At 70.6% G+C, this 25452-nt stretch carries 27 protein-coding genes and 1 pseudogene; 15 read left to right on the forward strand and 13 right to left on the reverse strand.

The features are described 5' to 3' along the window. The first annotated feature begins 175 nt into the window (after nt 1-175). On the forward strand, nt 176-508 hold the full coding sequence (locus tag OO63_RS30155) for a DUF3817 domain-containing protein (RefSeq protein WP_030362439.1): 333 nt from the start codon (nt 176-178) through the stop codon (nt 506-508). 104 nt (nt 509-612) lie between these two features. Beyond that, the gene (icmA, locus tag OO63_RS30160) at nt 613-2313 is read left to right on the forward strand and encodes a coenzyme B12-dependent isobutyryl-CoA mutase large subunit (protein ID WP_030362440.1); all 1701 of its coding nucleotides are present in this window, start codon (nt 613-615) and stop codon (nt 2311-2313) included. Here icmA and OO63_RS30165 read toward each other — a convergent pair. Both OO63_RS30165 and OO63_RS30170 read right to left on the reverse strand, forming a co-directional pair. Beyond that, nucleotides 2310-2591 (reverse strand): hypothetical protein, encoded by a 282-nt coding sequence (locus tag OO63_RS30165; RefSeq protein ID WP_157854081.1) that lies wholly within the window; start codon nt 2589-2591, stop codon nt 2310-2312. The two genes, icmA and OO63_RS30165, sit on opposite strands and share 4 nt — an antisense overlap. Continuing rightward, nucleotides 2588-2809, reverse strand: a complete 222-nt coding sequence (locus tag OO63_RS30170; RefSeq protein ID WP_051811339.1) for a hypothetical protein — start codon at nt 2807-2809, stop codon at nt 2588-2590. Before OO63_RS30170 ends, OO63_RS30165 begins: the two co-directional genes overlap by 4 nt. A gap of 107 nt (nt 2810-2916) precedes the next feature. Here OO63_RS30170 and OO63_RS41725 point away from each other — a divergent pair. From OO63_RS41725 to OO63_RS30190, 6 genes and pseudogenes are all read left to right on the forward strand, one after another. After that, nucleotides 2917-3731 (forward strand): annotated as a pseudogene (locus OO63_RS41725) (helix-turn-helix domain-containing protein). Beyond that, nucleotides 3728-3937 carry a DUF397 domain-containing protein gene (locus OO63_RS44060; RefSeq protein WP_078619461.1) on the forward strand — a complete coding sequence of 70 codons (210 nt, stop codon included), beginning with the start codon at nt 3728-3730 and terminating at the stop codon, nt 3935-3937. The pseudogene OO63_RS41725 and the gene OO63_RS44060 overlap by 4 nt, the downstream one beginning before the upstream one ends. A gap of 35 nt (nt 3938-3972) precedes the next feature. After that, entirely contained in the window at nt 3973-4170 is a 198-nt protein-coding gene (locus OO63_RS30180) for a DUF397 domain-containing protein (RefSeq protein ID WP_030362443.1), read from the forward strand. Nucleotides 4171-4177: 7 nt separating this feature from the next. Further along, nucleotides 4178-4282 carry a DUF397 domain-containing protein gene (locus OO63_RS44065; protein ID WP_078619466.1) on the forward strand — a complete coding sequence of 35 codons (105 nt, stop codon included), beginning with the start codon at nt 4178-4180 and terminating at the stop codon, nt 4280-4282. 7 nt (nt 4283-4289) lie between these two features. Then, nucleotides 4290-4592 carry a DUF397 domain-containing protein gene (locus tag OO63_RS30185; protein ID WP_282916685.1) on the forward strand — a complete coding sequence of 101 codons (303 nt, stop codon included), beginning with the start codon at nt 4290-4292 and terminating at the stop codon, nt 4590-4592. Then, nucleotides 4589-4798: a DUF397 domain-containing protein gene (locus OO63_RS30190; protein WP_030362445.1), complete on the forward strand. Its 210-nt coding sequence runs from the start codon at nt 4589-4591 to the stop codon at nt 4796-4798. The genes OO63_RS30185 and OO63_RS30190 overlap by 4 nt, the downstream gene beginning before the upstream one ends. Nucleotide 4799: 1 nt before the next feature. Here the strand turns inward: OO63_RS30190 and OO63_RS30195 are convergent, their stop codons facing one another. Next, nucleotides 4800-6212, reverse strand: coding sequence for a sensor histidine kinase (locus OO63_RS30195; RefSeq protein WP_030362446.1), 1413 nt, complete (start codon nt 6210-6212; stop codon nt 4800-4802). Continuing rightward, a complete protein-coding gene (locus OO63_RS30200; protein WP_030362447.1) occupies nt 6209-6940 on the reverse strand; it encodes a response regulator transcription factor in 732 nt (243 codons plus the stop codon). The genes OO63_RS30195 and OO63_RS30200 overlap by 4 nt, the downstream gene beginning before the upstream one ends. Before the next feature lie 132 nt (nt 6941-7072). On the opposite strand from OO63_RS30200, the gene OO63_RS30205 reads away from it, so the two are divergent. Both OO63_RS30205 and OO63_RS30210 read left to right on the forward strand, forming a co-directional pair. Beyond that, complete coding sequence (locus OO63_RS30205; RefSeq protein WP_051811340.1) at nt 7073-8269, forward strand: UDP-N-acetylglucosamine--N-acetylmuramyl-(pentapeptide) pyrophosphoryl-undecaprenol N-acetylglucosamine transferase; 1197 nt, start codon at nt 7073-7075, stop codon at nt 8267-8269. Beyond that, nucleotides 8266-9285 (forward strand): GDP-mannose 4,6-dehydratase, encoded by a 1020-nt coding sequence (locus tag OO63_RS30210; RefSeq protein WP_030362449.1) that lies wholly within the window; start codon nt 8266-8268, stop codon nt 9283-9285. The genes OO63_RS30205 and OO63_RS30210 overlap by 4 nt, the downstream gene beginning before the upstream one ends. 81 nt (nt 9286-9366) lie before the next feature. On the opposite strand, the gene OO63_RS30215 is transcribed toward OO63_RS30210, so the two are convergent. Then, complete coding sequence (locus OO63_RS30215) at nt 9367-9999, reverse strand: TetR/AcrR family transcriptional regulator (RefSeq protein ID WP_030362450.1); 633 nt, start codon at nt 9997-9999, stop codon at nt 9367-9369. 318 nt (nt 10000-10317) lie between these two features. Here OO63_RS30215 and OO63_RS30220 point away from each other — a divergent pair, with 318 nt between their 5' ends. From OO63_RS30220 to OO63_RS30235, 4 genes are all read left to right on the forward strand, one after another. Further along, nucleotides 10318-11301, forward strand: a complete 984-nt coding sequence (locus OO63_RS30220; RefSeq protein WP_030362451.1) for a tetratricopeptide repeat protein — start codon at nt 10318-10320, stop codon at nt 11299-11301. Between the two features lie 701 nt (nt 11302-12002). Then, nucleotides 12003-12620 carry a DUF6230 family protein gene (locus tag OO63_RS30225; protein ID WP_030362452.1) on the forward strand — a complete coding sequence of 206 codons (618 nt, stop codon included), beginning with the start codon at nt 12003-12005 and terminating at the stop codon, nt 12618-12620. A gap of 122 nt (nt 12621-12742) precedes the next feature. Next, nucleotides 12743-13321 carry a DUF6114 domain-containing protein gene (locus tag OO63_RS30230; protein WP_030362453.1) on the forward strand — a complete coding sequence of 193 codons (579 nt, stop codon included), beginning with the start codon at nt 12743-12745 and terminating at the stop codon, nt 13319-13321. After that, a complete protein-coding gene (locus OO63_RS30235) occupies nt 13311-14756 on the forward strand; it encodes a hypothetical protein (protein ID WP_030362454.1) in 1446 nt (481 codons plus the stop codon). The genes OO63_RS30230 and OO63_RS30235 overlap by 11 nt, the downstream gene beginning before the upstream one ends. A gap of 167 nt (nt 14757-14923) precedes the next feature. Here OO63_RS30235 and pyk read toward each other — a convergent pair whose 3' ends face one another. The 3 genes from pyk to pta form a co-directional block, all read right to left on the reverse strand. Beyond that, nucleotides 14924-16354 (reverse strand): pyruvate kinase, encoded by a 1431-nt coding sequence (pyk, locus tag OO63_RS30240; protein WP_030362455.1) that lies wholly within the window; start codon nt 16352-16354, stop codon nt 14924-14926. A 99-nt stretch (nt 16355-16453) separates the two neighbouring features. After that, nucleotides 16454-17665 carry an acetate kinase gene (locus OO63_RS30245; RefSeq protein ID WP_030362456.1) on the reverse strand — a complete coding sequence of 404 codons (1212 nt, stop codon included), beginning with the start codon at nt 17663-17665 and terminating at the stop codon, nt 16454-16456. After that, a complete protein-coding gene (gene pta / locus OO63_RS30250) occupies nt 17662-19767 on the reverse strand; it encodes a phosphate acetyltransferase (protein WP_030362457.1) in 2106 nt (701 codons plus the stop codon). Before pta ends, OO63_RS30245 begins: the two co-directional genes overlap by 4 nt. A gap of 224 nt (nt 19768-19991) precedes the next feature. Here pta and OO63_RS30255 point away from each other — a divergent pair, with 224 nt between their 5' ends. Continuing rightward, complete coding sequence (locus OO63_RS30255) at nt 19992-21017, forward strand: ATP-dependent 6-phosphofructokinase (protein ID WP_030362458.1); 1026 nt, start codon at nt 19992-19994, stop codon at nt 21015-21017. A 53-nt stretch (nt 21018-21070) separates the two neighbouring features. Here OO63_RS30255 and OO63_RS30260 read toward each other — a convergent pair whose 3' ends face one another. The 5 genes from OO63_RS30260 to OO63_RS30280 form a co-directional block, all read right to left on the reverse strand. Beyond that, nucleotides 21071-21376: a hypothetical protein gene (locus OO63_RS30260; protein WP_157854082.1), complete on the reverse strand. Its 306-nt coding sequence runs from the start codon at nt 21374-21376 to the stop codon at nt 21071-21073. A 47-nt stretch (nt 21377-21423) separates the two neighbouring features. Continuing rightward, entirely contained in the window at nt 21424-22053 is a 630-nt protein-coding gene (locus tag OO63_RS30265) for a helix-turn-helix domain-containing protein (RefSeq protein WP_037755258.1), read from the reverse strand. Between the two features lie 193 nt (nt 22054-22246). Next, nucleotides 22247-23089: a carbohydrate ABC transporter permease gene (locus OO63_RS30270; protein ID WP_030362461.1), complete on the reverse strand. Its 843-nt coding sequence runs from the start codon at nt 23087-23089 to the stop codon at nt 22247-22249. Next, nucleotides 23090-23896 carry a carbohydrate ABC transporter permease gene (locus tag OO63_RS30275; protein WP_234311398.1) on the reverse strand — a complete coding sequence of 269 codons (807 nt, stop codon included), beginning with the start codon at nt 23894-23896 and terminating at the stop codon, nt 23090-23092. 74 nt (nt 23897-23970) lie between these two features. Next, a complete protein-coding gene (locus OO63_RS30280; protein WP_030362463.1) occupies nt 23971-25335 on the reverse strand; it encodes an extracellular solute-binding protein in 1365 nt (454 codons plus the stop codon). Nucleotides 25336-25452: the final 117 nt, after the last annotated feature.

Here is a 25452-nt window from a genome sequence, read left to right on the forward strand (position 1 = left end):
GGGTGGGAGTGAGCCTGTCCGGCGATTGAGGACGAGGCGCGGAGCGCCGATCGGGGGAGCTCCGGGGAGGCTGAGGGTGCCGGGCCGGTGGGAGGCCTGGTGCGAGCAGGGGCGGGTGGGTGGGAGGAAAGGGGCAGCTGAAGATCGCGTGGGGGAGCGGGCTACGCTCGTAGCCATGAAACGCAGCGTGCTGACCCGCTACCGGGTAATGGCCTACGTCACCGCCGTCATGTTGTTGATCCTGTGCGCCTGCATGGTGGCCAAGTACGGCTTCGACAAGGGCGAGGGCCTGACGCTCGCGGTCTCCCAGATCCACGGCGTCCTCTTCATCATCTACCTGGTCTTCGCCTTCGACCTCGGCTCCAAGGCGAAGTGGCCGTTCGGCAAGCTGCTCTGGGTCCTTGTGTCCGGCACCATCCCGACGGCCGCGTTCTTCGTCGAACGAGGCGTCGTCCGCGAGGTCGAGCCGCTGATCACGGACCCCGCGACCCCGCTCGCCAAGGCCTGAGGCCCGCACCGCACCCGGGCCACACCCGCGCCACACCCCCGCCACGGCGTGTCCGTGGCGGTTGGCCATCGACATTTACTAGGACGTCCAAGTAAATTGGTGGCATGGACGCTGACGCCATCGCAGAGGGCCGCCGCCGCTGGCAGGCCCGGTACGACGCCGCGAAGAAGCGCGACGCCGATTTCACGACGCTCTCCGGAGACCCGGTCGAGCCTGCCTACGGGCCCCGGCCCGGGGACACCTATGACGGCTTCGAGCGCATCGGATGGCCCGGCGAGTATCCGTTCACGCGCGGCCTGTACCCCACGGGGTATCGCGGGCGTACGTGGACGATCCGCCAGTTCGCGGGCTTCGGCAACGCCGAGCAGACGAACGAGCGGTACAAGATGATCCTCGCCGCCGGCGGCGGCGGCCTCAGCGTCGCCTTCGACATGCCGACGCTCATGGGGCGCGACTCCGACGACCCGCGCGCCCTCGGCGAGGTCGGCCACTGCGGTGTCGCCATCGACTCGGCCGCCGACATGGAGGTCCTGTTCAAGGACATCCCGCTCGGTGACGTGACCACGTCCATGACGATCAGCGGCCCCGCCGTCCCCGTCTTCTGCATGTACCTGGTCGCCGCCGAGCGGCAGGGCGTCGACCCGGGCGTGCTCAACGGCACGCTCCAGACCGACATCTTCAAGGAGTACATCGCGCAGAAGGAGTGGCTCTTCGAGCCCGAGCCCCATCTGCGCCTCATCGGCGACCTGATGGAGCACTGCGCCCGCGACATCCCCGCCTACAAGCCCCTCTCGGTCTCCGGCTACCACATCCGCGAGGCAGGGGCGACGGCCGCGCAGGAGCTTGCGTACACCCTCGCGGACGGCTTCGGTTACGTCGAGCTGGGCCTCAGCCGGGGCCTCGACGTCGACGTCTTCGCCCCGGGACTTTCCTTCTTCTTCGACGCCCACGTCGACTTCTTCGAGGAGATCGCCAAGTTCCGTGCGGCCAGGCGGATCTGGGCGCGCTGGATGAAGGACGTGTACGGCGCCAAGTCCGACAAGGCCCAGTGGTTGCGCTTCCACACGCAGACGGCGGGCGTCTCGCTGACCGCCCAGCAGCCGTACAACAACGTGGTCCGCACCGCCGTGGAGGCCCTCGCCGCCGTCCTCGGCGGCACGAACTCCCTCCACACCAACGCCCTCGACGAGACCCTCGCCCTGCCCAGCGAGCAGGCCGCCGAGATCGCCCTGCGCACCCAGCAGGTCCTCATGGAGGAGACGGGCGTCGCCAACGTCGCCGACCCGCTCGGCGGTTCCTGGTACGTCGAGCAGCTCACCGACCGCATCGAGGCCGACGCCGAGAAGATCTTCGAGCAGATCAAGGAGCGGGGCCGCCGGGCTCACCCCGACGGGCAGCACCCCATCGGCCCCATCACCTCCGGCATCCTGCGCGGCATCGAGGACGGCTGGTTCACCGGCGAGATCGCCGAATCCGCCTTCCAGTACCAGCGCTCCCTGGAGAAGGGCGACAAGCGGGTCGTCGGCGTCAACGCCCACCACGGCTCCGTGACCGGTGACCTGGAGATCCTGCGCGTCAGCCACGAGGTCGAGCGGGAGCAGGTGCGTGTGCTCGCCGACCGCAAGGGGCACCGGGACGAGGCCCGCGTCCGGACCTCCCTCGACGCCATGCTCGCCGCCGCCCGCGACGGGTCCAACATGATCGCACCCATGCTGGACGCCGTCCGCGCCGAGGCGACGCTCGGCGAGATCTGCGGGGTCCTGCGCGACGAGTGGGGCGTCTACACGGAGCCCGCGGGCTTCTAGCCCTCCCGCCGGAGGGCGGCGGCGCCGGGCGAATCGGTTCCGCGCAGGCGTTGCGCGTGCAGCCGGGCCAGGGCCGGGAGCTGGCGGTGCTCCCAGGCCGTGGCCCGGCGCAGGTGCCGGTAGTGGACCCGCCACGTCATGCCCGTCGGGCGGTCCAGGACGACGAACGCGCCGTCGACCTCCCGCACGGTGCCTGGGCGGATGCCCGCCGCTGTGCTGAACACCGCGGGCCGGTGCGCCCGGCTCCTCGGGGCCGCCGTGGGGTGCTGCGCGGTCACAGCAGCTCGCCCCGGCTGCGGGCGTTCGCCTTCGCGGTACGCGCCCTCAACTGCTGTGCGGGGGTGGCCGGTTGGGTGTTCTCCGGGGCGACGGTCCACTCCCGCCCGCCGGTGATCGGGCGCAGGGACCAGAGTCCGCACCACTCGCCCCGGAACTCGCCGAGCAGGTCGCGTGAGATGTCCAGGACGAGGGTGCCGGGGGTCGGGATGTCGGCCATGTTCGTACCTCTCCGTAGCGAATCCACTACCAAGGGGCTTCAGCGTGGCCTACGTTGGGAGAACCATTCAACGTGGACGCGGGGGAGGAAAGGTTGGTGAAGGCCCGTTGAACCGCAAGGAGTTGGACCCGGACAGCTCTCCGAAGGCAGCCTTCGGGGCGCGTGTGCGCAGTTGGCGTGAGGAACGCGGCTGGACTCAGGACGAGTTGGCCGAACGCATGGGGTACTCCAGTACACATCTCTCCTCCGTCGAAACCGGCCGAAAGATGCCAACCTTGCGCCTCGCGCGGCGTTTGGACGTGGCTTTTGGGGCCGAGGAAACGTTCGAACGCGCGTGGCGGGTGGTGCGCAACGCGGGCTTGCTGGAGGGCTTTCCGCAGTTCGTCGATCACGAAGCGGAGGCGGCCGAGATCCGGGTGTACGAGGTGGGTGTCATTCCCGGACTGCTCCAGACCCCGGAGTACGCGACGGTGCCGTCAAGCGTGGGGCGATCACAAGCGAGCAGGCGGAGGAGCGGATCGCGCTCGTTGCGGAGCGGCAGGCGTCCCTCACCCGGACGCCCCCACCGTTGGTCTTCGTGGTGCTGGACGAGAGCTGTCTCCGTCGACCGATCGGTGAACCCGCCGTCATGGAGGCTCAGTTCGCGCGCCTGGTTGAGTTCGCCGAGTTGCCGAACACCGTGCTCCAGGTGGCCCTGTTCGAAATGGGGGATCGCCGCCCACTCAGTCTGCCGATCTACCTCCTGACGCTGGCGGACCGCTCGCTGGTGTCGTACGCCGAGTCCGCACAGCGGGGCCACCTCGAACGGGACAACACATTCGTGCTACCCCTGCTGACGGCCTACCATCAATTGCAGGCCGAAGCGCTCTCTCAGGCGGCATCCGTGACCATGCTCAACGAGCTACGAAAGGGCACCCCGTGACTACCGAAACCCCCCGTTGGTTCGCGTCTTCGTACAGCGAGAACGGCGGGGCCTGCGTCGAAATTGCTGCCAACCTCGTCGCCTCGCGCGGCGTGGTCCCCGTCCGTGACTCCAAGCGTCCGGAAGGTCCGGTTCTGGGCTTCCCGACCCGCGCGTTCTCGTCTTTCGTGGACGGCGTGAAGGCCGGAGGGCTCGGGAGTATCTGATCCCGGATCCCACGCGCATGACGAAAGGGCACCTTGTGACGACCGAAGTGCCACGTTGGTTCACGTCCTCCTACAGCAACAACGGCGGTCAGTGTGTCGAGGTCGCCGTCAACCTGGCCGCCGCGCACGGCATAGTCCCCATCCGTGACTCCAAGCGTCCGAAGGGCCCTGTCGTGGACGTCCGCGCCGACGCGTTCTCGTGCTTCGTGAACGGTCTGAAGGGCGCCTCGTGACTGCCGAATCTCAGTCCCGGTCCGCGACTCCAAGCGTCCGAAGGGCCCTGTCGTGGACGTCCGCGCCGACGCGTTCTCGTGCTTCGTGAACGGTCTGAAGGGCGCCTCGTGACTGCCGAATCTCAGTCCCCGTCCGAGACTCCAAGCGTCCGAACGGCCCGGTCCTGGACGTCCACGCTCGCGCGTTCGCCGACTTCGTGGGTGGCGTGAAGGGCGGCGACTTCGGCAACACCGCATCCCCGAGCTGGTTCACGTCCTCCTACAGCGACAACGGCGGCCAGTGCATAGAGGTCGCCGCTAACCTCGTCGCCGCACACGGCATAGTTCCGGTCCGCGACTCCAAGCGTCCGGACGGCCCCGTCGTGCACGTTCGCGCCGACGCGTTTTCGTGCTTCGTGAACGGACTGAAGGGCGCCTCGTGAACACCGAATCCCCGCGCTGGTTCACGTCCTCCCACAGCGGCAACGGCGGCCAGTGCATGGAGGTCGCCGTCAACCTCGCCGCCGCCCACGGCACAGTCCCCGTCCGCGACTCCAAGCACCCCGACGGCCCCGTCCTCCACCTCCCCGCCCGCGCGTTCGCCGACTTCGTGGGCGGTGTGAAGGACGGCGGCCTCGGCGCCCGCTGACCTAGGTCGGCCACGTCAGGCGGAACAACGCCCCGCCGCCCGGGGCCTGTTCCGCCGTCAGTTCCGCGCCGTGGGCCCGGGCGATCTGGCGTGCCATGGCCAGGCCCAGGCCGGAGCCGGGCAGCGCACGGGCCCGTTCGGCGCGGTAGAAGCGGTCGAAGACGTGCGGCAGGTCTTCCGGGGCGATGCCGGGGCCGTGGTCCCGGACGGTCAGGCCCGCCGTGGTCAGGGACACCTCCACCACCGCCCCGGCCGGGCTGAACTTCGCCGCGTTGTCGAGGAGGTTGGTGACCAGGCGGGCGAGTCGCGCGGGCACGCCGGGCAGCGTCAGCCCGGCCGCGTCCGGAGCGACGTCGTACGTGAAGACGATCGCGGGCCAGTGCTCGCGCGCCGCGTTCACGACGTGCTCGGTCAGCGCGGCGACCCGTACCTCCTCCAGGAGCGGCTGCGGCTCCTCGTCGCGGGCCAGTTCGATCAGGTCGTTGACCAGGCCGGTGACCTCGCGCAGCTGACGGCCGAGCGCGGCCGACGCGCGGTCCCGCTGCTCCGGCGTCAAGCGGTCCGCGCGGCCGAGGAGTTCGGCGTTCGTACGCAACGACGTCAGCGGCGTACGCAACTCGTGCGAGGCGTCGGCGACGAGGCGGCGGCGGGCCGCGACGGATTCCTCCAGCTCGCCGAGCATGGTGTTGAAGGCGGTGGCGAGCCGCGTCACCTCGTCCTCGCCGCGGCCGCCGGGCGGCCCGGGCGGCAGCTCGATGCGGTGCCGGGCGTCGCGGGTCGCGGCGATGCGCTCCGCCGTCGCCGTGAGCCGCGCGACGGGCGCGAGCCCCGTACGGGAGACCCAGTAGCCGCCGAGCGCGGACAGCAGGATGCCCGCGCCGCCCACCACCGACAGGATCGCCGCCGTCTGCCGCACCCCGCGCTCGGCGATGTCGGCGCGCAGCGCCACCTGGACGGCCGCGCCCTTGCCGTAGGTGGTGGTGAACATGCGCCCCGGCTTGCCGCCTGGGAGGGTGAAGTTCGAGTAGTAGGGGGCGAGTTCACCCGCCGCGACCTGCCGCGTTGAGCGGTTCACGGGCAGCAGGTACGGCTTCTCCGGGTCGTCGGCCGCGGCGGCGGGGACGATCTGCGCGCAGGCTGGTGCGCCCAGGAAACGGCACTCGCCCGCGAGGACGCCGTGGTCCCGCTCCCCGGACCGGTGCTCCTGCGCGGCCAGCGTCGCCGACTGGGCGAGGTTCTGGTCGAGCTGCTGGTACAGCTTGTAGCGGAGCACGAAGAACGACGCCGTGCAGACGCAGATCGCGACCAGCGCCACCGCGGCGGACGCCGCCACCGCGAGGCGGGTGCGCAGCGGACGGCGCCGCCGCCAGCGGGCGCCCAGGGCGCGGCGGCGGCCGCCTCCGGGGGCGCTCACGGCGAACCGAGCCGGTAGCCGACGCCGTGCACGGTGTGCACGAGCCGCGCCTCGCCGCCGGACTCCAGCTTGCGGCGCAGATAACCGACGTACACCGCGAGGGAGTTGGAGTCAGGGCCGAAGTCGCGGCCCCACACCGCCTCGTGGATCAGTTCGCGGGGCAGGACCTGCCCGGAGTTCCGCAGCAGGAGTTCCAGGAGCGTCGCCTCGGTGCGGCTGAACTCGATGCGGCGCCCGGCGCGCTCGCCGGTGCGGGTCCGGGTGTCGAGCGTCAGATCGCCGTACGAGAGGGCGTCGCCGTCGGCTTCCGGGCCGCCGGGGCCCGCCGGGTCGGGGGCGGCCCGGCGCAGGAGTGCCCGGACCCGCGCCACCAGCTCGTCCAGGGCGAACGGCTTGACCAGGTAGTCGTCGGCCCCCGCGTCCAGGCCGTCGACGCGGTCGCTCACCGAGTCCAGAGCCGTCAGGACGAGGACCGGGGTGCGGTCGCCCGCCGCGCGCAGCCTCCGGCACACGGCGAGGCCGTCGAGCACGGGCATCTTCACGTCCAGGACGAGGAGGTCCGGCTCCCACCTGGCCACCGCGGTCAGCGCGCGGTGGCCGTCGGCGGCACCGCGCACCAGATGGCCCTCGACGCTCAGCGCGTCCTCGACGGCGGCACGCACTTCGGGGTCGTCGTCGACGACAAGGACTTTAGAGGCGTACGCGGCGCGCGCGGGCGGCGGCGTCATGCGGCGGCGCCCGGGGCGGGCCGGGTCCCGGGAAGACCGCACCTCGTGCGGCACAGGAACGAACTCATGCACCAAAGGTGCCAAACCCGGCTCTTAAAACCCTCTTAGGACGGGTCGCGAAGCTCCGGCGTCATGAGAACTCCCGTCACTCCCGCCGCGGCCCGCGCCGCGGCGACCCACACGTACAGGCCGCTGTCCGTCGTGATCGGCGCGGGCGGCACCGGCGGCCACATCTACCCGGGTCTCGCCCTCGCCGACGCCCTGCGCCGCGCCGTGCCGGACGCGGTGATCTCCTTCGTGGGCACCGAGCGCGGCCTGGAGACCCGGCTCATCCCCGAGGCCGGGTACCGGCTGCACACCGTCGACATGATCCCCTTCGACCCGTCCCTCGGCGCCCGCCGCTATCTGCTGCCCGCCGCCCTGGTGAAGTCCGGCGCCCAGTGCCGGGCCATCCTGCGCGAGCAGGGCGCGCAGGTCGCCGTCGGCATGGGCGGCTACCCGAGCGCCCCCGTCATCGTCGGCGCCCGCATGGCAGGCCTGCCCAGCCTCATCCACGAGTCCAACGCCGTCCCGGGCCGAGCCAACCGCTTCGCCGCCCGCCTCACCCCGCACATCGCCGTCGCCTTCGACCGCAGCCGCGCCCACCTGCCGGGCGGCGACCGCGCCGTCACCACCGGCATGCCCATCGCCGCCGCCCTCGCCGCCCTGGACCGGGACGCGCTGCGCGCCGAGGCCCGGCGCGCCCTCGGCGTGCCCGAAGGGGCCCGCCTCGTCCTCTTCAACGGCGGCAGCCTCGGCGCCGCCCGCCTCACGGAGGCCGCGCTCGGGCTCGCCGCGCGCTGGCGGTGGCGTGGCGACGTATCCCTGCTGATCAAGACCGGTCCCGCCGCCCTCGACGAGACGCGGCGGCGGCTCGCGTACGAAGGCGGGGACGCGGTCGCCCGCGCCGTGCCCTACCTCGACCGGATGGACCTCGCCTACGCCGCCGCCGACCTCGTCGTCTGCCGCGCGGGCTCCGCCACCGTCGCCGAACTCGCCGCCACCGGCGTCCCCGCCGTCCTCGTGCCCTACCCGCACGCCCCCGGCGACCACCAGACCCACAACGCCCGGGTCCTCTCCGACGCCGGCGCCGGGCTCCTCCTGCCCGACACCGAGACCACCGCCGACCGGCTCGCCGGGCTCCTCGAACCGCTACTCGCCGAACCCGCCCGGCTCGCCGCGATGAGCGGCGCCGCCGACCCCGGCCCGCACGCCCGCGCCGCCGACCTGCTCGCCGAGCGGGTCCTGCACCTCACCCACCGCACCGACCACCTGGAGTACGCCGCATGAACGCCCTGGCCCCGAACACCCCCGCCCCCTTTTCTTGGCGCGACCGCACCGTCCTCGTCACCGGCGCCGAGGGCTTCATCGGCTCCACCCTCGTCGACCAGCTCCTGGAGCGGGGCGCGAAGGTGCGCGCCTTCGTCCACTACAAGCCGTACGGCGACAAGGGCCACCTCGCGCACCTCGCCGGGGACCCGCGCGTCGAGCTCGTCGCCGGTGACGTGCGCGACGCCGGGCGCGTCATGGACGCCGTCGACGGCTGCGACACCGTCTTCCACCTCGCCGCGCTCATCGGCATCCCGTACTCCTACGACTCACCCGGCGCGTACGTGCAGACCAACGTCGTCGGCACGGAGAACATCGCCGAGGCCTGCCGCCGCCACTCCGTCCGCCGCCTCGTCCACACCTCGACCAGCGAGGTGTACGGCACCGCCCTGACCGTCCCCATCAGCGAGAGCCACCCCCTCCAGCCGCAGTCGCCGTACTCCGCGTCGAAGATCGGCGCCGACATGACCGTGCTGTCCCACTGGCACGCCTTCGAGCTGCCCGTCGCCGTCGTGCGGCCCTTCAACACGTACGGCCCCCGGCAGTCCGCCCGCGCCGTCATCCCCACGATCCTCGCCCAACTCCACGTCGGGGCCCGTGAGATCAAGCTCGGTTCGCTCACGCCCACCCGTGACTTCACCTACGTCACCGACACCGCGCGCGGGTTCCTCGCCGTGGCGGAGCACGACGCCGCCGTCGGCCAGGTGGTCAACCTCGGCGTGGGCCGGGAGATATCCATCGGGGACCTGGCCCAGGAGCTCATCACCGCGAGCGGCCGGGACGCCGTCGTCGTCGCCGATCCCGCGCGGATGCGGCCCGCTGGAAGCGAGGTGGAGAGGCTGCTCTCCGACAACTCGCTCGCGCGAGAGCTTTCGGGGTGGGTGCCCGAAGTCTCCCTGCGGGAGGGGCTGAAGTTGACCTCCGCGTGGGTCGCCGAGAACCTCCACCTGTTCGCGGCCGACCGATACCAGGTGTGATTCTCTGCTGCGGGCCGTGGGGGCTGGTCGCGCAGTTCCCCGCGCCCCTTACGGGGCTGGTCGGGTAGTTCCCCGCGCCCCTCACGGGGCTGTCGTTGTCGCCGCCAAGCCCCCCAACAGCAGCGTCGTGAACCGGTGGGCCCATTCCACGTCCACCGGTTCCGCGCTGACCAGCGCCCGGTGCACCACCGCGCCCGCCGTCACGTCGAAGATGAGGTCCGCGGTGCGGCCCGCCGTCTCGGGGTCGGGCTCCACGGGGAGCTCGCCGCGGGCCTGGGCGCGCTCGCGGCCCTCCAGGACAAGACGTTTCTGCCGCTCCACGATCGACGTGCGGATGCGCTCGCGCAGCGGGCCGTCCGTCGTGGACTCGGCGACCACGGCCATCAGGGCCGTCCTGGTCTCGGGGCGCCCGAGCAGCGCCGCGAACTGGAGCACCACGCCCTCGATGTCGGCCGCGAGGCTGCCCCGGTCGGGCAGCTCCAGCTCGTCGAACAGCTCGGCCACCGCGTCCACGACCAGCTCGCTCTTGCCCGCCCAGCGCCGGTAGAGCGTGGTCTTGGCGACCCCCGCCCGGGTGGCCACGTCGCCCAGGGTCAGCTTGGTCCAGCCGAGGTCGACCAGGGCCTGCCTGGTCGCTTCGAGGATGGCGGTGTCCGCCTCGGTGCTGCGGGGGCGGCCCCCGGCGCGCGTCGGCGGTGTGTCGCGGCTCTGCATGCCCGCGACCATACCGGCCAGTATGACCAGCGTGACCAGCGCCGAGTGAGGCAGATCACGTTACGTCCGCTGCCGCGCCCCGTGTCGTGCAGTTACGCTACGAGCCGTAGCGAAAGCCGCGTACGGCGGCAGACCGCTGCGAGCGACTCTCACCGCCCGTCGGGCGGCAACCACAGCGCGGGGTGGGGACCCCGCGAGATCCACGGCCCTCCTCGGGGTCCGGAGGAACAGGCGAATCGGTTCGGCCCGCGGCACCGCAATCCGGCGGAGAGCCGCGGACGGGCACGGTTCGCATGCGGCTTGGGGGAGGATGTACTCATGCAGCCACGGAACATGTCCATGAGCGGAGTCGTCGACCTCGCCGCGGTGAAGGCGGCCCAGGAGGCCAAGGCGAAGGCGGAGCAGGCGCGCGCCGAAGCGGCCCGGCAGGGCGGCCCCGGCGCGGGCGCCGGTGTCTCTCCCGCGAGTCTCGTCATCGACGTCGACGAGACGGGTTTCGAGCGGGACGTCCTGCAGCGCTCCACCGAAGTACCGGTCGTCATCGACTTCTGGGCCGAGTGGTGCGAGCCGTGCAAGCAGCTCAGCCCGCTCCTGGAGCGCCTGACGCAGGAGTACAACGGCCGGTTCGTCCTCGCGAAGATCGACGTCGACGCGAACCAGATGCTGATGCAGCAGTTCGGGGTGCAGGGCATCCCGGCGGTCTTCGCGGTCGTGGCGGGCCAGGCCCTGCCGCTCTTCCAGGGCGCGGCCCCCGAGGCGCAGATCCGCCAGACCCTGGACCAGCTGATCCAGGTCGGCGAGGAGCGCTTCGGCCTGACCGGCCTGGTCGTCGACCCGAACGCCTCCGGCGACGAGCCGCAGGCCGCCCCCGCCGCCCCGGCGGGCCCCTATGACGCCCTGCTCGAAGCGGCCGTCCAGGCCCTGGACGCGGGCGACCTCGGCGGCGCCGTCCAGGCGTACAAGAACGTGCTGAGCGACGACCCCGGCAACACCGAGGCCAAGCTCGGCCTCGCCCAGGCCGAACTCCTGCGCCGGGTGCAGGACCTGGACCCCGCCGTGGTCCGCAAGGACGCCGCGGAGAAGCCCGGCGACCCGGCCGCGCAGATCGCCGCGGCCGACCTGGACCTGGTCGGCGGCCATGTCGAGGACGCCTTCGGGCGTCTGGTGGAGACGGTCCGGCGCACCGCAGGCGAGGACCGGGAGGCCGCGCGGCTGCGGCTGCTCGAACTCTTCGAGGTCGTCGGCGGCGACGACCCGCGGGTGACGTCGGCGCGCACGGCGCTCGCCCGCGTGCTCTTCTGACCGCCGACTGACCGCTGGGCGGGGGCCCTTGGGCCCCGACCCCGGCAAACTGTCGGAATTGCCCCGGCCCGTTCGCTGACCTGTGGTGATGCGCAACGGGCCGTGGTGCGCAAGTGAAAACTCTGCCGAGGCAGTGTCACAGTGGCCGCGTTTTGCCGAATCTTGGCAAACGCGGCCACTGTTACTTGGAGTAAGAGCGAGGCGGCGATCTGTCCGCTTCTCTTCATCAATCACCCGATATTTTGCCCCTGTTGGGGCCACCGTCTGTCGTTGGTCGATGCCGGGCGGTGCCGGGTCGGTTATCCCGCCGTTACCAGCGAGTAACGAACCCCCTTGTGCGGACGCCGAGAATGCACCACGATCGGCCACGCTCGGTCCATTGCCCGCAGCCCGAAAGCCAATCGGGAGACGGGAATTCTGGGTCCCCACCGGGCAGGCCGGCGACGCCGTCGCCGACCTTGGACAGGGGGGTCTCTGCCGGTTCCGGCAGGGCCTGTCCAGCAAGGTTGTGCGTGATGCGTCAGGCGCGACCAGTGGTTGTCGCTCGGGGGTGATCGCCGGTGATCGAGGCGCGCTGCGCGCCCCTTGACGCGGGCGCTCTCCCTACCGAGGACGTAGCACTTCTCCCATCCCTGCCCGGCTGAGCCGCCCGAACGGGAGCAGCCAGGGCCGGAGATGTACGTCCGAGAAGGAGGAAAGTCATGGAGTCCGTGGCTCGTGGCGGAACCAGATGGAAGCGGTTCGCCGTGGTCATGGTGCCGAGCGTCGCGGCGACCGCCGCGATAGGCGTGGCCCTCTCGCAGGGTGCGCTCGCGGCATCGTTCAGTGTGTCCGGTCAGCAGTTCAAGGTGACCGCGGATCAGCTCGACGGTACGGGATTCGTCCAGTACGGCGGGATGGACAGCGGCAAGTCGGGTAACCACCCGGTCGCCGTCGTCGGCATGGATTCGGCGAAGATCACCAACCTCTGCCAGTCCGTGGTCGTCCCGGTTCCGGTCTTCGGCGATGTGTCGATGGTCCTCAAGGCCGGTGGCAAGGGCAGCCCGAGGGTCGAGGCGAAGAAGCTGTACATCGACGCCGACGACCTGAAGGCCAACGCGACCTTCACCAATGTCGACATCGGTGTCTCGATCGACCGTACGACGAAGGGCCCGGGTCCGGCCAAGGGCGACAAGTACGTCCCGGACTCGTTCGCGCAGCAGGCCGACAAGGTCCGCTTCACCGATGTGAAGCAGCGCGCGTGGGCGACCACGGCCGGCACCTTCAAGCTCTCTGGCCTCGGCATGTCGGTCAAGAAGGGCAAGCACGAGTGCTACTGAGGCGGTAGCGGCCTCGTTCACCCGGCCGGGCGCGGGGGCGCCGTCACGCACATCAACCAGCCGTCCCCGTGCCCGAATCCGCACACACAGAACCAAACGCCATACCCGAGGAGCTGTACGACATGAGCGCCGAAGCGCAAGTGGGCCTTGGCAACAGGCTTGGCCGGATGCGCCAATCGTTCCGAGGGTGGCGCGGTCAGCGCCCGTTCTGGGGTGGACTGCTGACACTGCTCGGCGGCATCCCGATCATGTACTTCCCCTATGCGAACCTCACCCTGGGCACGATGACCATCCGGATGGCGACCACCGCCGGTGCCGGATCGCTGATCATCGGTGTGCTGTTGGTCGTGCTCGGCCTGACCATGTGGTTCCAGCCGATGTCCCGCGTGTTCGCGGGCGTCGCGGCGATCCTGCTCGCCCTGGTCTCCCTGGTGGTGTCCAACTTCGGCGGCTTCGTCATGGGCTTCCTGCTCGCCCTCGTCGGCGGCGCGCTCGGCGTCTCCTGGATGCCGTTCAAGCCCGAGAAGCGCTCCAGGCGCGGCGCGCAGGCGCCGGACGCCGGGGGATCCGACGACGGGGCTCCGGCCCCCGCGGCCGCGGGGGCCGCGAACGGAGCCGTACCGGAGACGGGCGGTGCGACCGATGACCTGTCAGGAACGAGCCCGACGAACGGGACGAACGGGAGGCACCGTGCCGGCTGACGAGGCGCGCCGCGGGACTGATGCGGACACGTCCCGTGTGAGAACGGGGCCGCGGCACGCGGCCCCGAAGAAGCCGCTCCTTACCCGGCTGCATGTGCCCGCGGGGAAGGCGATAGCCCTCGCGGCCATGCCCACCGCCGTACTGATGGGCATGGGCCTGACCCCCCAGCTCGCACAGGCGAAGCCGGGCGTGCCCAAGAACCCCTTCCGGGACGGCCCCTGCGTCACGGCGCCGGACGAGCAGTCCAAGGACGCCGACAAGGACGCGAAGGACGAGCAGGACGCCAAGGAGAAGGCCGCGAAGGAGGCCGCCGAGAAGGCTGAGGCCGCGCGCGAGAAGGCCGACGAGGCCAAGGACAAGGCCGACGGCGAGGACGGGAAGGACGGCGAGGACGGCGACAGGTCCTCGGACGGGTCCGGTACGTCGAAGCCCTCGGGCGGCGACGCGGACGAGGACGGCTCGGGGTCCGGGGACAGCGGCAAGGACGACGAGGACGCGGCCGACGAGCCCGCCCCCGACAAGCCCAAGAACCCGCTGGACCCGCTGGGCCTCGGCGACGCCATCAAGGACATCCTGACGCCTGAGGAGAAGAAGGCCCAGGAGGAGAAGGCCGAGGAGGAGAAGGCCCAGGAGGAACGGGCGGCGAAGGAGGAGTCGGGCGACGGGAAGTCCTCGGGCTCCTCGGACGACGACGCCAAGGACGGCGACGACTCCGACCGGGCCACCAAGCCCGTCGAGGACACCCTCGGCAAGGTGAAGGACGGCCTGAAGGACACCTCCGACAAGGCCGAGGACCGCCTGAAGGACGCCGCCGAGAAGGCCGACGACCTCGCCGACAAGGCCGAGAAGGCCGCGGACAAGGCCAAGGACAAGGCCGAGGGCGAGGACGAGGACGGCGCGGAGGAGTCCGAGGAGTCCAAGGACCCGATGGCGCCGGACGAGGACGGCAAGAAGCCGTTCCCGTGCGTGGTGGAGAAGAAGGTCGACGGTGACGACGAGCAGTCGCCCGCGCCGATTCCCAACCAGCCGTGGCACCTGGAGGCCAGCTCGCTGCTCCTGAAGGGCGCGGACTACAAGGGCGTCGTGAACCTGAAGACGCCCGACGGCCGGACCAAGCAGGCGCTGAAGTACATCATCAGCGGCGGCACGGACATCGGCGACCTGCACCAGATCGTCGAGAGCCCGAACGGCAAGAAGTACCACGTGCAGGCGGCCAAGGGCTCCACGTCCACGATCCGTAACGGCGACACGACGATGTACACCGAGCGGATCTCGGGCAACCTCTTCGGTCTGATCCCGATCACGTTCGACCCGGAGCACCCGCCGCCGCTCAACCTGCCGCTGATCTACTTCACCAACGTGAAGGTGCAGCAGGCGGGCCAGTTCGGCGGCGAGCTGACCATCCCCGGTCTGCACCAGTCGATCACCGACTGAGCCCCGAGTCCCGTTCCGGGAGCCGCGGCACGTCGAACACCGAGGGCGCCCCCTGTCGCAGGGGGCGCCCTCGGTGCCGTACGGAAGCCGTCGCGCACGACGTCGTACGGAAGAGAACGGGTCCCGGTCCGGCAACTTGGTCGGGGGCCGGACCGTGGACCCGTGGCTCAGTCGCGGTCGCCGCCACCCAGGTGGTGGACGCGGACCATGTTGGTGGTGCCGGGGATGCCGGGGGGCGAACCGGCCGTGATGACCATGGTGTCGCCCTCGTTGTAGCGCTGGAGCTTGAGCACCTCGGCGTCGACCAGCTCGACCATCGCGTCCGTGTTGTCCACGTGCGGCACGACGTACGCCTCGACGCCCCAGCTCAGCGCGAGCTGGTTGCGGGTGCTCGTGTCGGTGGTGAAGGCGAGGATCGGCTGGGCCGCGCGGTAGCGGGACAGGCGGCGGGCGGTGTCACCGGACTTGGTGAAGGCGACCAGGGCCTTGCCGTCGAGGAAGTCGGCGATCTCGCAGGCGGCGCGGGCCACCGAACCGCCCTGCGTGCGCGGCTTCTTGCCGGGGACCAGCGGCTGCAGGCCCTTGGCGAGCAGCTCCTCCTCGGCCGCCGTGACGATCTTCGACATCGTCTTGACGGTCTCGATCGGGTACGCGCCCACGCTGGACTCGGCCGACAGCATGACCGCGTCCGCGCCGTCCAGGATCGCGTTGGCGACGTCGGACGCCTCGGCGCGCGTGGGGCGGGAGTTGGTGATCATCGACTCCATCATCTGGGTCGCGACGATCACCGGCTTGGCGTTGCGGCGGCACATCTCCACGAGGCGCTTCTGCACCATCGGGACCTTCTCCAGCGGATACTCCACGGCCAGGTCGCCGCGCGCCACCATGACGGCGTCGAAGGCCGCGACGACGCCCTCCATGTTCGCCACCGCCTGCGGCTTCTCCACCTTGGCGATGACGGGGACCCGGCGGCCCTCCTCGTCCATCACCTTGTGGACGTCCTTGACGTCGTCGGCGTCGCGCACGAAGGAGAGCGCGACCATGTCGCAGCCCATCTTCAGCGCGAACCGCAGGTCGTCGATGTCCTTCTCGGACAGGGCGGGGACGTTCACGGCCGCGCCGGGCAGGTTGATGCCCTTGTGGTCGGAGATGACGCCGCCCTCGACGACGATCGTCTTCACGCGCGGGCCCGCGACCTCGACGACGCGCAGCTCGACGTTGCCGTCGTTGATGAGGACCTGGTCGCCCTTGGAGACGTCGCCGGGCAGACCCTTGTAGGTCGTGCCGCAGATCGACTTGTCGCCGGGCACGTCCTCGGTGGTGATGGTGAACTCGTCACCGCGCACCAGCTCGACGGGGCCCTCGGCGAAGGTCTCCAGGCGGATCTTCGGGCCCTGCAGGTCGGCGAGGACGCCGATCGCGCGGCCCGTGCGCTCCGCCGCGGCCCGGACGCGGTCGTACCGGCCCTGGTGCTCGGCGTGCGTGCCGTGGCTGAAGTTGAAGCGGGCCACGTTCATTCCGGCCTCGATCAGCGAAACGAGCTGATCTTCGGAGTCGACGGCGGGGCCCAGCGTGCAAACGATTTTGGAACGGCGCATGGGGGCGATCCTATCGGTTTGTTTCGCTTCGGAATATTCCATCTGGCGGAAGATACAAATGGGCGAGGTGGCGCTCAGTTGCCCATGCGGACGAAGCCGCTATCCATGCCGCCCGACCAGTGCATAAGTCTGCGCGGCGATTTCCAGTTCCTCGTCGGTCGGCACGACGGCGACCTTCACCCGGGCGTACTCCGGCGAGATCAGCCGCGGCTCGTCACTCCGTACGGAGTTCAGCTCGCCGTCCACCGCGAGGCCCAGCTCCTCAAGGCCCGCGACGGCGGCCGCGCGCACCGGCGCCGCGTTCTCGCCGACACCCGCCGTGAACGCGATCGCGTCCACCCGGCCGAGAACCGCGTAATAGGCGCCGATGTACTTCTTCAGCCGGTGAATGTAGATGTCGAAGGCGAGACGCGCCTGTTCGTCGCCCTCGTCGATACGGCGGCGGATCTCCCGCATGTCGTTGTCGCCGCACAGACCGATAAGGCCGCTCTTCTTGTTCAGAAGAGTGTCGATCTCGTCGATGGACAGCCCGCCGACGCGCGCCAAATGGAAGATGACGGCCGGGTCCAGATCTCCCGACCGCGTGCCCATCACCAGACCTTCAAGCGGCGTCAGCCCCATCGAGGTGTCCACGCACCGGCCGCCGCGCACGGCCGACGCGGACGCGCCGTTGCCGAGGTGCAGCACGATGACGTTCACGTCCTCGGGGGCCTTGCCGAGCAGCTCCGCGGTCGTGCGCGAGACGTACGCGTGCGAGGTGCCGTGGAAGCCGTAGCGGCGCACGCGGTGCTCGTCGGCCGTCGCCACGTCGATGGCGTAGCGGGCGGCCGCCTCCGGCATCGTCGTGTGGAAGGCGGTGTCGAAGACGGCGACCTGGGGCAGGTCGGGGCGCAGCGCCTGGGCGGTGCGGATGCCGGTGAGGTTGGCCGGGTTGTGCAGCGGCGCCACCGGGATCAGGCGCTCGATCTCGGCGAGCACCGCGTCGTCGACGACCGTCGGCTCGGTGAAGTGCTTGCCGCCGTGCACGACCCGGTGGCCGATCGCGGCCAGTTCGGGCGAGTCCAGGCCGAGCCCGTCGGCGGCCAGCTCCGCGGCGACGGCCTTCAGGGCGGCCTCGTGGTCCGCGATCGGTCCGGTGCGCTCGCGCTCGGCGCCGTCGCCCGCCAGCGGGGTGTGCTTGAGCCGGGAGGTCTCCTCGCCGATGCGCTCGACGAGGCCCACGGCCAGACGGCTGCTGTCCGCCATGTCCAGCAGCTGGTACTTCACCGACGAGGAGCCGGAGTTGAGGACGAGGACACGGGTGGCGCTCACTGGGCGGTTGCCTTCTCGGTGGGGGACGGGGCGGTGGGGGTCTGGGACTGGATCGCCGTGATGGCGACGGTGTTCACGATGTCCTGGACGAGCGCGCCGCGGGACAGGTCGTTCACGGGCTTGCGCAGGCCTTGCAGGACCGGGCCGACGGCGATCGCGCCGGCCGAGCGCTGCACGGCCTTGTAGGTGTTGTTGCCGGTGTTCAGGTCGGGGAAGATCAGCACGCTGGCCTGGCCCGCGACGTCGGAGTCCGGCAGCTTGGTGGCCGCGACCGACGGCTCGACGGCCGCGTCGTACTGGATCGGGCCCTCGATCTTCAGGTCCGGGCGCTGCCCGCGCACCAGCTCGGTGGCCTCGCGGACCTTGTCCACGTCGGCGCCCGATCCCGAGGTACCGGTGGAGTACGACAGCATCGCGATGCGCGGCTCGACGCCGAACTGGTCGGCGGTGGCGGCCGACTGCACGGCGATGTCGGCGAGCTGGACGGCGTTCGGGTCCGGGTTGACGGCGCAGTCGCCGTACACGAGGACCTTGTCGGCCAGGCACATGAAGAAGACGGACGAGACGATCGACGCCTCGGGCTTCGTCTTGATGATCTCGAAGGCTGGCCGGATGGTGGCCGCGGTCGAGTGCACCGAGCCCGACACCATGCCGTCGGCCAGGCCGCCCTGCACCATCAGCGTGCCGAAGTAGTTCACGTCCGCCACCACGTCGTACGCCAGCTCGACCGTCACGCCCTTGTGGGCGCGCAGGCGCGCGTACTCCTCGGCGAAGCCCTGCCGCAGCTCCGACGTGGCCGGGTCGATGAGCTGCGCGTCCTTCAGGTCGATGCCCAGGTCGGCGGCCTTCTTGCGGATGGCCTCCACCGGGCCGAGCAGCGTCAGGTCGCAGACGCCCCGGCGTAGGAGCACGTCGGCGGCGCGCAGCACGCGCTCCTCGGTGCCCTCGGGCAGGACCACGCGGCGGCGGTCGGCGCGGGCCCGCTCCAGGAGCTTGTGCTCGAACATCATCGGCGTGAGGCGGTCGCTGCCGGAGACCGAGAGGCGCTTGAGCAGGTCGGCGGTGTCGGTGTACCGCTCGAAGAGGCCGAGTGCGGTCTCCGCCTTGCGTGGTGTCGCCGCGTTCAGCTTGCCCTCCAGGGCGAACAGCTCCTGCGCCGTCGGGAAGGACCCGCCGGTCACGGCGACCACGGGCGTGCCGGGGGCGAGCCGGTCGGCCAGGCGCAGGATCTCCGGGCCCGGCTGCTCGTTCAGGGTCAGCAGGACGCCCGCTATGGGCGGGGTGCCCGCGCTGTGCGCGGCGAGCGCGCCCACGACCAGGTCGGCGCGGTCGCCGGGGGTCACGACCAGGCAGCCCGGGGTCAGGGCGTTCAGGAAGTTCGGCAGCATGGCGCCGCCGAAGACGAAGTCCAGGGCGTCGCGGGCCAGGCCCGAGTCGTCGCCGAGGAGCACCTTGCCGCCGAGGGCGTGGGTGATCTGCGCGACGGTCGGCGCGGCCAGGGCGGGCTCGTCCGGCAGGACGTAGCAGGGCACCGGGAGGCGGGCCGCCAGGCGCTCGTGTATCTCGTCGCGGTCGGCCGGGGCGACCCGGTTGGTGACCATCGCGAGGACGTCGCAGCCGAGGCTGTCGTAGGCGCGGTGGGCGTTGCGGGTCTCGGCGCGCACCGACTCGGCGGTCTGGTTCTTGCCGCCGACCACGGGCAGGACCGAGGCGCCGAACTCGTTCGCGAGCCGGGCGTTCAGCGCCAGCTCGTCGGGGAGCTGGGTGGCGGCGAAGTCGGTGCCGAGGACCAGGACCACGTCGTACGCGCGGGCGACGGCGTGAAAGCGGTCGACGAGCTGGGAGACCAGCTCGTCGGTGCCCTTCTCGGCCTGCAGCGCGGACGCCTCGTGGTAGTCCATGCCGTACACGGACGCGGGGTCCTGCGCGAGCCGGTAGCGGGCGCGGAGCAGCTCGAAGAGGCGGTCGGGTCCGTCGTGGACGAGCGGGCGGAAGACGCCCACGCGGTCGACCTGACGGGTCAGGAGCTCCATGACTCCCAGCTCGACGACCTGACGGCCGTCTCCCCGGTCGATCCCGGTCACGTACACGCTGCGCGTCACGCGTGCTCTCCGTTTCTTCTCAGACTTACGTCTTCGCTGGTGAGGAGGGGGAGGGCAGCTCCGGCAGCGCCGGAAATACACCCGATATTGTTGGCTGTGCCCTCTTGACAATACCTCTGCGGCTGGCTAGGCCGCAGAGCGGACAACGGGCGGCGGCCCCGCCGGGGCCGTGGAACAATCGGATCGGCTCACAAGTACCAGCAGCGAGCAGGAGACACAGCGCGATGCGTATCGGAATTCTCACCGCGGGCGGCGACTGCCCGGGCCTCAACGCAGTGATCCGGTCGGTCGTGCACCGAGCGGTCACGAACTACGGCGACGAGGTCATCGGCTTCGAGGACGGATACGCGGGCCTGCTGGACGGCCGCTACCGCACCCTCGACCTGAACGCGGTCAGCGGCATCCTCTCCCGTGGCGGCACCATCCTCGGCTCCTCCCGCCTGGAGCGCGCCCGCTTCCGCGCCGCCTGCGACAACGCCAAGGAGCTCATCGAGAAGAGCGGCTTCGACGCGCTCATCCCGATCGGCGGCGAGGGCACGCTGACGGCCGCGAAGATGCTGTCCGACGCGGGCGTGCCGGTCGTCGGCGTCCCGAAGACCATCGACAACGACATCTCCTCCACGGACCGCACCTTCGGCTTCGACACCGCGGTCGGCGTCGCCACCGAGGCGATGGACCGCCTGAAGACCACCGCCGAGTCCCACCAGCGCGTCATGGTCGTCGAGGTCATGGGCCGCCACGCCGGCTGGATCGCCCTGGAGTCCGGCATGGCGGGCGGCGCCCACGGCATCTGCCTGCCCGAGCGCCCCTTCGACCCGGCCGACCTGGTCAAGATGGTCGAGGAGCGGTTCGCGCGCGGCAAGAAGTTCGCCGTGATCTGCGTCGCCGAGGGCGCGCACCCCGCCGACGGCACCATGAACTACGGCAAGGGCGCCATCGACCAGTTCGGCCACGAGCGCTTCCAGGGCATCGGCACGGCCCTCGCGTACGAGCTGGAGAGCCGCCTCGGCAAGGAGGCCAAGCCGGTCATCCTCGGCCACGTCCAGCGCGGGGGTACGCCGACGGCGTACGACCGCGTCCTCGCCACCCGCTTCGGCTGGCACGCCGTGGAGGCCGTGCACCGCGGCGACTTCGGCCACATGACCGCGCTGCGTGGCACGGACATCGTGATGGCCCCGCTCGCCGAGGCGGTCACCGAGCTGAAGACGGTGCCGAAGGACCGGATGGACGAGGCGGAGTCGGTCTTCTAGGCGGTCGCGGCGGCTGGGCGGCTGCGGCGGTCGCGGCGGTGCCGGGGCGTGTGTCAGTTGGCCCCCTGGAACCCCAGCCCCACAAGGAGCGGCAGCCCCACGAGGATCAGGTGCGTCACGGCGGTCTTCCAGCACCGGAACACCGCGGCGAGGCAGCACCCGCCGACCACCAGCCACGCCAGGAACGCCAGAACGCTCTCCCGCGCGGCCGCCGCGTCCTGCACCTCCTGCGGGCTCGGCGCCCCGAAGGACAGCCCGGACAGGACGAAGCCGTAGCCCGCGCAGAGCACGACCATGATGTCGACGACGGCCGTGACTACAGCCACCGTGCCGTCGTTTCGGCGTGGAGCGAATTCCATGCCGATGATTTTCCCCTGCGCGGTGACCAGGGCGAACCTGTGGCGCCTCAACCCGTGAAGTCCGGAACCATCGGCCAGAAGTGGTCCAGGATCCGGTCCAGGAAGTCGCGGCCCGCGTGTCCCGACGCGTCCGCGCCCGCGCCGCCGCCCCAGCTGAGTGTGCGCACCATCCGGGACTGGTAGTCCTCGTGGAGCTTGCGCAGGGGGCCCTCCAGGTCGCGCTTCTCCACGGCGAGCAGCTTGCTGACCGGGCGGACATAGCCCTGCCAGCGGGTCGTCACCGCGCTGCGCAACAGCTCCGCGAGGTCGTCGGCGCGGCCCGTCACCGTGACGAAGTCGGGCAGCGGGAGCCGTAGCGTGCGGGCCAGGGCCGCGGACTGGCGGTCCGTGCCGCGCCACTCGTTGGTCTCCTCCATGCGCAGATACGTCTGGATCTCCACGCCCGCCCCGCGCGCCACGTCCTCCGGGGCGAGGCCGCGGGCGAGACGGTGCTCCCGCAGCGTCGTGGCCGCGCCCATCAGCTCGCCCGGCGAACACCACAGCGTCGCCGCGAGCGCGGCCAGCTCGGCGGCGTTCGGCGCGGCGAGCCCGCGCTCCCACGCCATGACGGTGTCCGGCGTGACATGCGCGAGGCCGTAACTGGCCCGCATGCCGTACGCGACGTGCCCCGGCGCCATGCCCAGCGCCTCCCGGAGGCGGCGCGCGGCGGGGAAGTTGAAGGGCGGCGTGGGCTGGCTCGGTTGCACGGGCACACGGTATGGCCGTACGGGGGCGGCGACTACGGTCTGTTCACACAGGGCTGCGGCTCGTACGAAAGTACGGCGGGCGGGCGCCCTCCACGCACTCCATGCGCCCCTTTATGTGTGGGTATCAGCCCTTGACCGCACCCCCCAACGCGAACCCCCCGCCCAAGCGCCGCGCCACCAGGACGTACAGCAGGATCACGGGTGTGGAGTAGATGAGGGAGAACGCTGCCAGCTGGCCGTAGATGATCGCGCCTTTGGAGCCGAAGAAGTCGTTGATGCTGACCGCCGCCGGCATCTGGTCGGGGGACAGGAGCAGCATGAAGGGGACGAAGAAGTTGCCCCACATCATGACGAAGGAGAAGACCGTCACGACGGCCACGCCAGGGCCCATCAGGGGCAGGACGATGCGGAGCAGGGACTGGAAGGGGGATGCGCCGTCCGTCCAGGCGGCCTCCTCCAGCTCCTTGGGGACGCCGTCCATGAAGTTCTTCATCAGCCAGATGGCGAACGGGAGCTGGGACGCGGCGAAGAAGAAGATCGTGCCCTGCATGGTGTCGATGAGGTCGACGCGGACGAACAGCGCGTACACCGGGACCATGATCGCGGTGATGGGCAGGCTCGTCGCGAACAGGATGGTGAGCATGAACGGGCGGTTCAGGCGGGACCTGTAGCGGGACAGGGGGTACGCCGCGAGGGCCGCGCTCACCACGGTCAGGAGGGTGCCGCCGCCGCACAGGAGCAGGCTGTTGAGCATCGGCGTGAACGTGATCTCGTCGGTGAGGACCGCGTCGAAGTTGTCGAGCGTGATGCCGTCGGGGGTCTTCATGCCCACGTCGGCCTTGGGGTCGAGGGCGGAGAGGACCACCCAGGCGAGCGGCACCGCGAAGGTCGCGGCGACGGTCAACAGGCCGATGTTCGCGGCCAGTCTGCGGCTTCGCGTGCGGCGTGCGGACGGTGTGGACGACACTCAGACCTCCGTGCGCAGCAGGCGCATGTAGACGAGCGAGAACAGGGATCCGACCAGGAGCAGGAGCAGGGCCACCGCGGTGCCGTAGCCGATCATGCTCTTCTGGAAGGCCTGCTCGTACATGAACAGCGGGAGGGTCTGGCTGCGGTTGCCCGGGCCGCCGCGCGTCATCACCCAGATCAGGCCGAAGACCGACAGGGTCTGGAGGGTGTTGAGCATCAGGTTCGTGCCGATGGAGCGGCGGATCATGGGGAGCGTGATGTGCCACATGCGGCGCCAGCCGCTCGCGCCGTCGACCTCCGCGGCCTCGGTGATCTCCTTGGGGATCTCGTTGAGGGCGGCGGAGTACACGAGCATCGAGAAGGCCGTGCCGCGCCAGACGTTGGCGAACGACACCGCGAGGATCGGCAGGGTGTACAGCCAGTTCTGGGACGGCAGATGGAGGAAGTCCAGGACGGCGTTGAGGGTGCCGTCGCGGCGGAAGAAGGCGTAGAGCAGGAAGCCCGCCACGACCTCGGGGAGCACCCACGCCGTGACGACGACCGCCCCGGTGGTCGTGCGGACCGTCTTGGACGCCCGCTGCATCAGGCTGGCGAGGGCCAGGCCCAGCGTGTTCTGGCCGACGATCGACGACAGGAACGTGAAGACCAGCGTCAGCCAGACCGCGTTGATGAAGTCCTCGTCGCCGAACGCCGTCCGGAAGTTCTCGAAGCCCACGAAGGACTCGTGGGCCTGGCCGGTGAGCTGGAGGTCCGTGAAGGCGATGTACGCGCAGTAGCCGATCGGGCCCGCGAGGAACAGGGCCATCAGGACGACCGCGGGCGACACCGGCAGGGCCCGGGCCAGCGAGCGGGCGAGCCGCCGGTGGCCCGGGGGAGCCGTCACTTCTCGATCACCTTGCCGTCGGTCGCCGACTCGACCTCGTCGTCATAGCCGCCCGCCGCCTTGTCCACCGAGCCGTCCCCCGTCGTGACCTGCTCCATGGCCTCCTGCATCGCCGTCGACACCTTCGGGTACGCCGGGAACGCCGGGCGGTAGTGCGTGGACGCGACCAGGTCGGTGAAGAACTTGATGCCGGGCTGCGCCTTCACGTACGCCGGGTCCTTCGCGACGTCCTCGCGCACCGAGATGCCGGAGTTCGCGATGTACCACTTCTTCGCGTTCTCCTTGGTCTGCATCGTCTCGATGAACTTGAACGCGAGGTCGGGGTTGCCCGCCTTCGACGGGATCGCCCAGGTCCAGCCGCCGGACATGCTCACCTTGCCGGGCGCCTGCCCGTGCTGCGTGGGCATCGCCGCGAGCCCCAACTCCTTGGACCACTCGGGCCATTCGTGCCCCGAGCCCGGCAGCCAGTCCTGCGGCAGCCAGGAGCCGTCGAGGTTGATGCCGAGCTTGCCCTTGGGCAGGAACTCGCCGCGCACCCGCGTCGCCATGTTCGGGTCGAGGGCGTCCTCGACGTCCGGGCCGAGCTTCTCCTTGTAGACGGTCTCCACGAACTTCAGGGAGTCCTTGAAGCCCTGGCTGCCCACCACCCACTTCTTCGCCTTCGGGTCGTACAGCGGGTTCTCGCCCGTGCCGTACAGGAGCATCTCCATGCCCTGCATGGACGACGTCTCACCGCCGGGTTTGCCGGTGTAGACGTTCAGCGGGACGACGTCGGGGACCTTCTCCTTGATGGTGCGGGCCGCGTCCAGGATCTCGTCCCAGTTCTTCGGCTGCCAGTTCGCGGGCAGGCCCGCCTTCTCGAAGATGTCCTTGTCGAACCAGAGGCCGCGGGTGTCCGTGCCGTCCGGCACGCCGTACGTCTTGCCGTCCTCCGCCTTCGCCGCCGCCTTGGCCGTGTCGATGAACTTCGGCCACTCCTTCCACTTCTCCAGATAGGGGTCGAGCGGCTTCAAGTACCCGCTGGTGATGTCGGAGTTGATGAGGAAGGTGTCCTCGTAGACCAGGTCGGGCGCGGTCTTCGGCGAGCGCAGCATCTGCTGCACCTTCGTGTAGTACTCGGCGTCCGGCGCCTTGATCGGCACCAGTTTGATCTTCTTGCCGGGGTTCGCCTTCTCGAACTGTTTCTTCATCGACTCCAGGTAGTCGTCCATCACCCGGATCTTGTTGTCCATGGACTGCTTGTACGAGACCTTCACGGTGTCCGGGTCGTCGCCGGAGCCGCCGCCGCAGGCGGTCAGGGTGGAGGCGGCGAGCACGGCTGCCAGGAGCAGAGGGGCGGGAGCGGTGGGGCGCACGGGCACGACCTCCTACGGTCCGACGCGGCACGCACGGCGGCGCGGAGGCGCTGCCGCGCGGGGCTGCTGCCGGTGAACGTAAGCGCGGGCTCGGAGCAAGGTCAATGCCCTTGCAACGGGGTT

The sequence above is a fragment of the Streptomyces alboflavus genome (genome assembly GCF_000716675.1).
In the GTDB taxonomy this organism is placed as follows: Bacteria; Actinomycetota; Actinomycetes; order Streptomycetales; family Streptomycetaceae; genus Streptomyces; species Streptomyces alboflavus.

Coding starts and splice junctions, on each gene's coding strand:
- pyk (WP_030362455.1), bottom strand. CDS start 16,354: ATGCGCCGTTCCAAAATCGTTTGCACGCTGGGCCCCGCCGTCGACTCC.
- OO63_RS30220 (WP_030362451.1), top strand. CDS start 10,318: ATGCAGCCACGGAACATGTCCATGAGCGGAGTCGTCGACCTCGCCGCG.
- OO63_RS30210 (WP_030362449.1), top strand. CDS start 8,266: ATGAACGCCCTGGCCCCGAACACCCCCGCCCCCTTTTCTTGGCGCGAC.
- icmA (WP_030362440.1), top strand. CDS start 613: ATGGACGCTGACGCCATCGCAGAGGGCCGCCGCCGCTGGCAGGCCCGG.
- OO63_RS30215 (WP_030362450.1), bottom strand. CDS start 9,999: ATGCAGAGCCGCGACACACCGCCGACGCGCGCCGGGGGCCGCCCCCGC.
- OO63_RS30225 (WP_030362452.1), top strand. CDS start 12,003: ATGGAGTCCGTGGCTCGTGGCGGAACCAGATGGAAGCGGTTCGCCGTG.
- OO63_RS30155 (WP_030362439.1), top strand. CDS start 176: ATGAAACGCAGCGTGCTGACCCGCTACCGGGTAATGGCCTACGTCACC.
- OO63_RS30275 (WP_234311398.1), bottom strand. CDS start 23,896: ATGGCCCTGTTCCTCGCGGGCCCGATCGGCTACTGCGCGTACATCGCC.
- OO63_RS30205 (WP_051811340.1), top strand. CDS start 7,073: ATGAGAACTCCCGTCACTCCCGCCGCGGCCCGCGCCGCGGCGACCCAC.
- OO63_RS30170 (WP_051811339.1), bottom strand. CDS start 2,809: ATGGCCGACATCCCGACCCCCGGCACCCTCGTCCTGGACATCTCACGC.
- OO63_RS30260 (WP_157854082.1), bottom strand. CDS start 21,376: ATGGAATTCGCTCCACGCCGAAACGACGGCACGGTGGCTGTAGTCACG.
- OO63_RS30255 (WP_030362458.1), top strand. CDS start 19,992: ATGCGTATCGGAATTCTCACCGCGGGCGGCGACTGCCCGGGCCTCAAC.
- OO63_RS30200 (WP_030362447.1), bottom strand. CDS start 6,940: ATGACGCCGCCGCCCGCGCGCGCCGCGTACGCCTCTAAAGTCCTTGTC.
- OO63_RS30230 (WP_030362453.1), top strand. CDS start 12,743: ATGAGCGCCGAAGCGCAAGTGGGCCTTGGCAACAGGCTTGGCCGGATG.
- OO63_RS30265 (WP_037755258.1), bottom strand. CDS start 22,053: ATGGCGCCGGGGCACGTCGCGTACGGCATGCGGGCCAGTTACGGCCTC.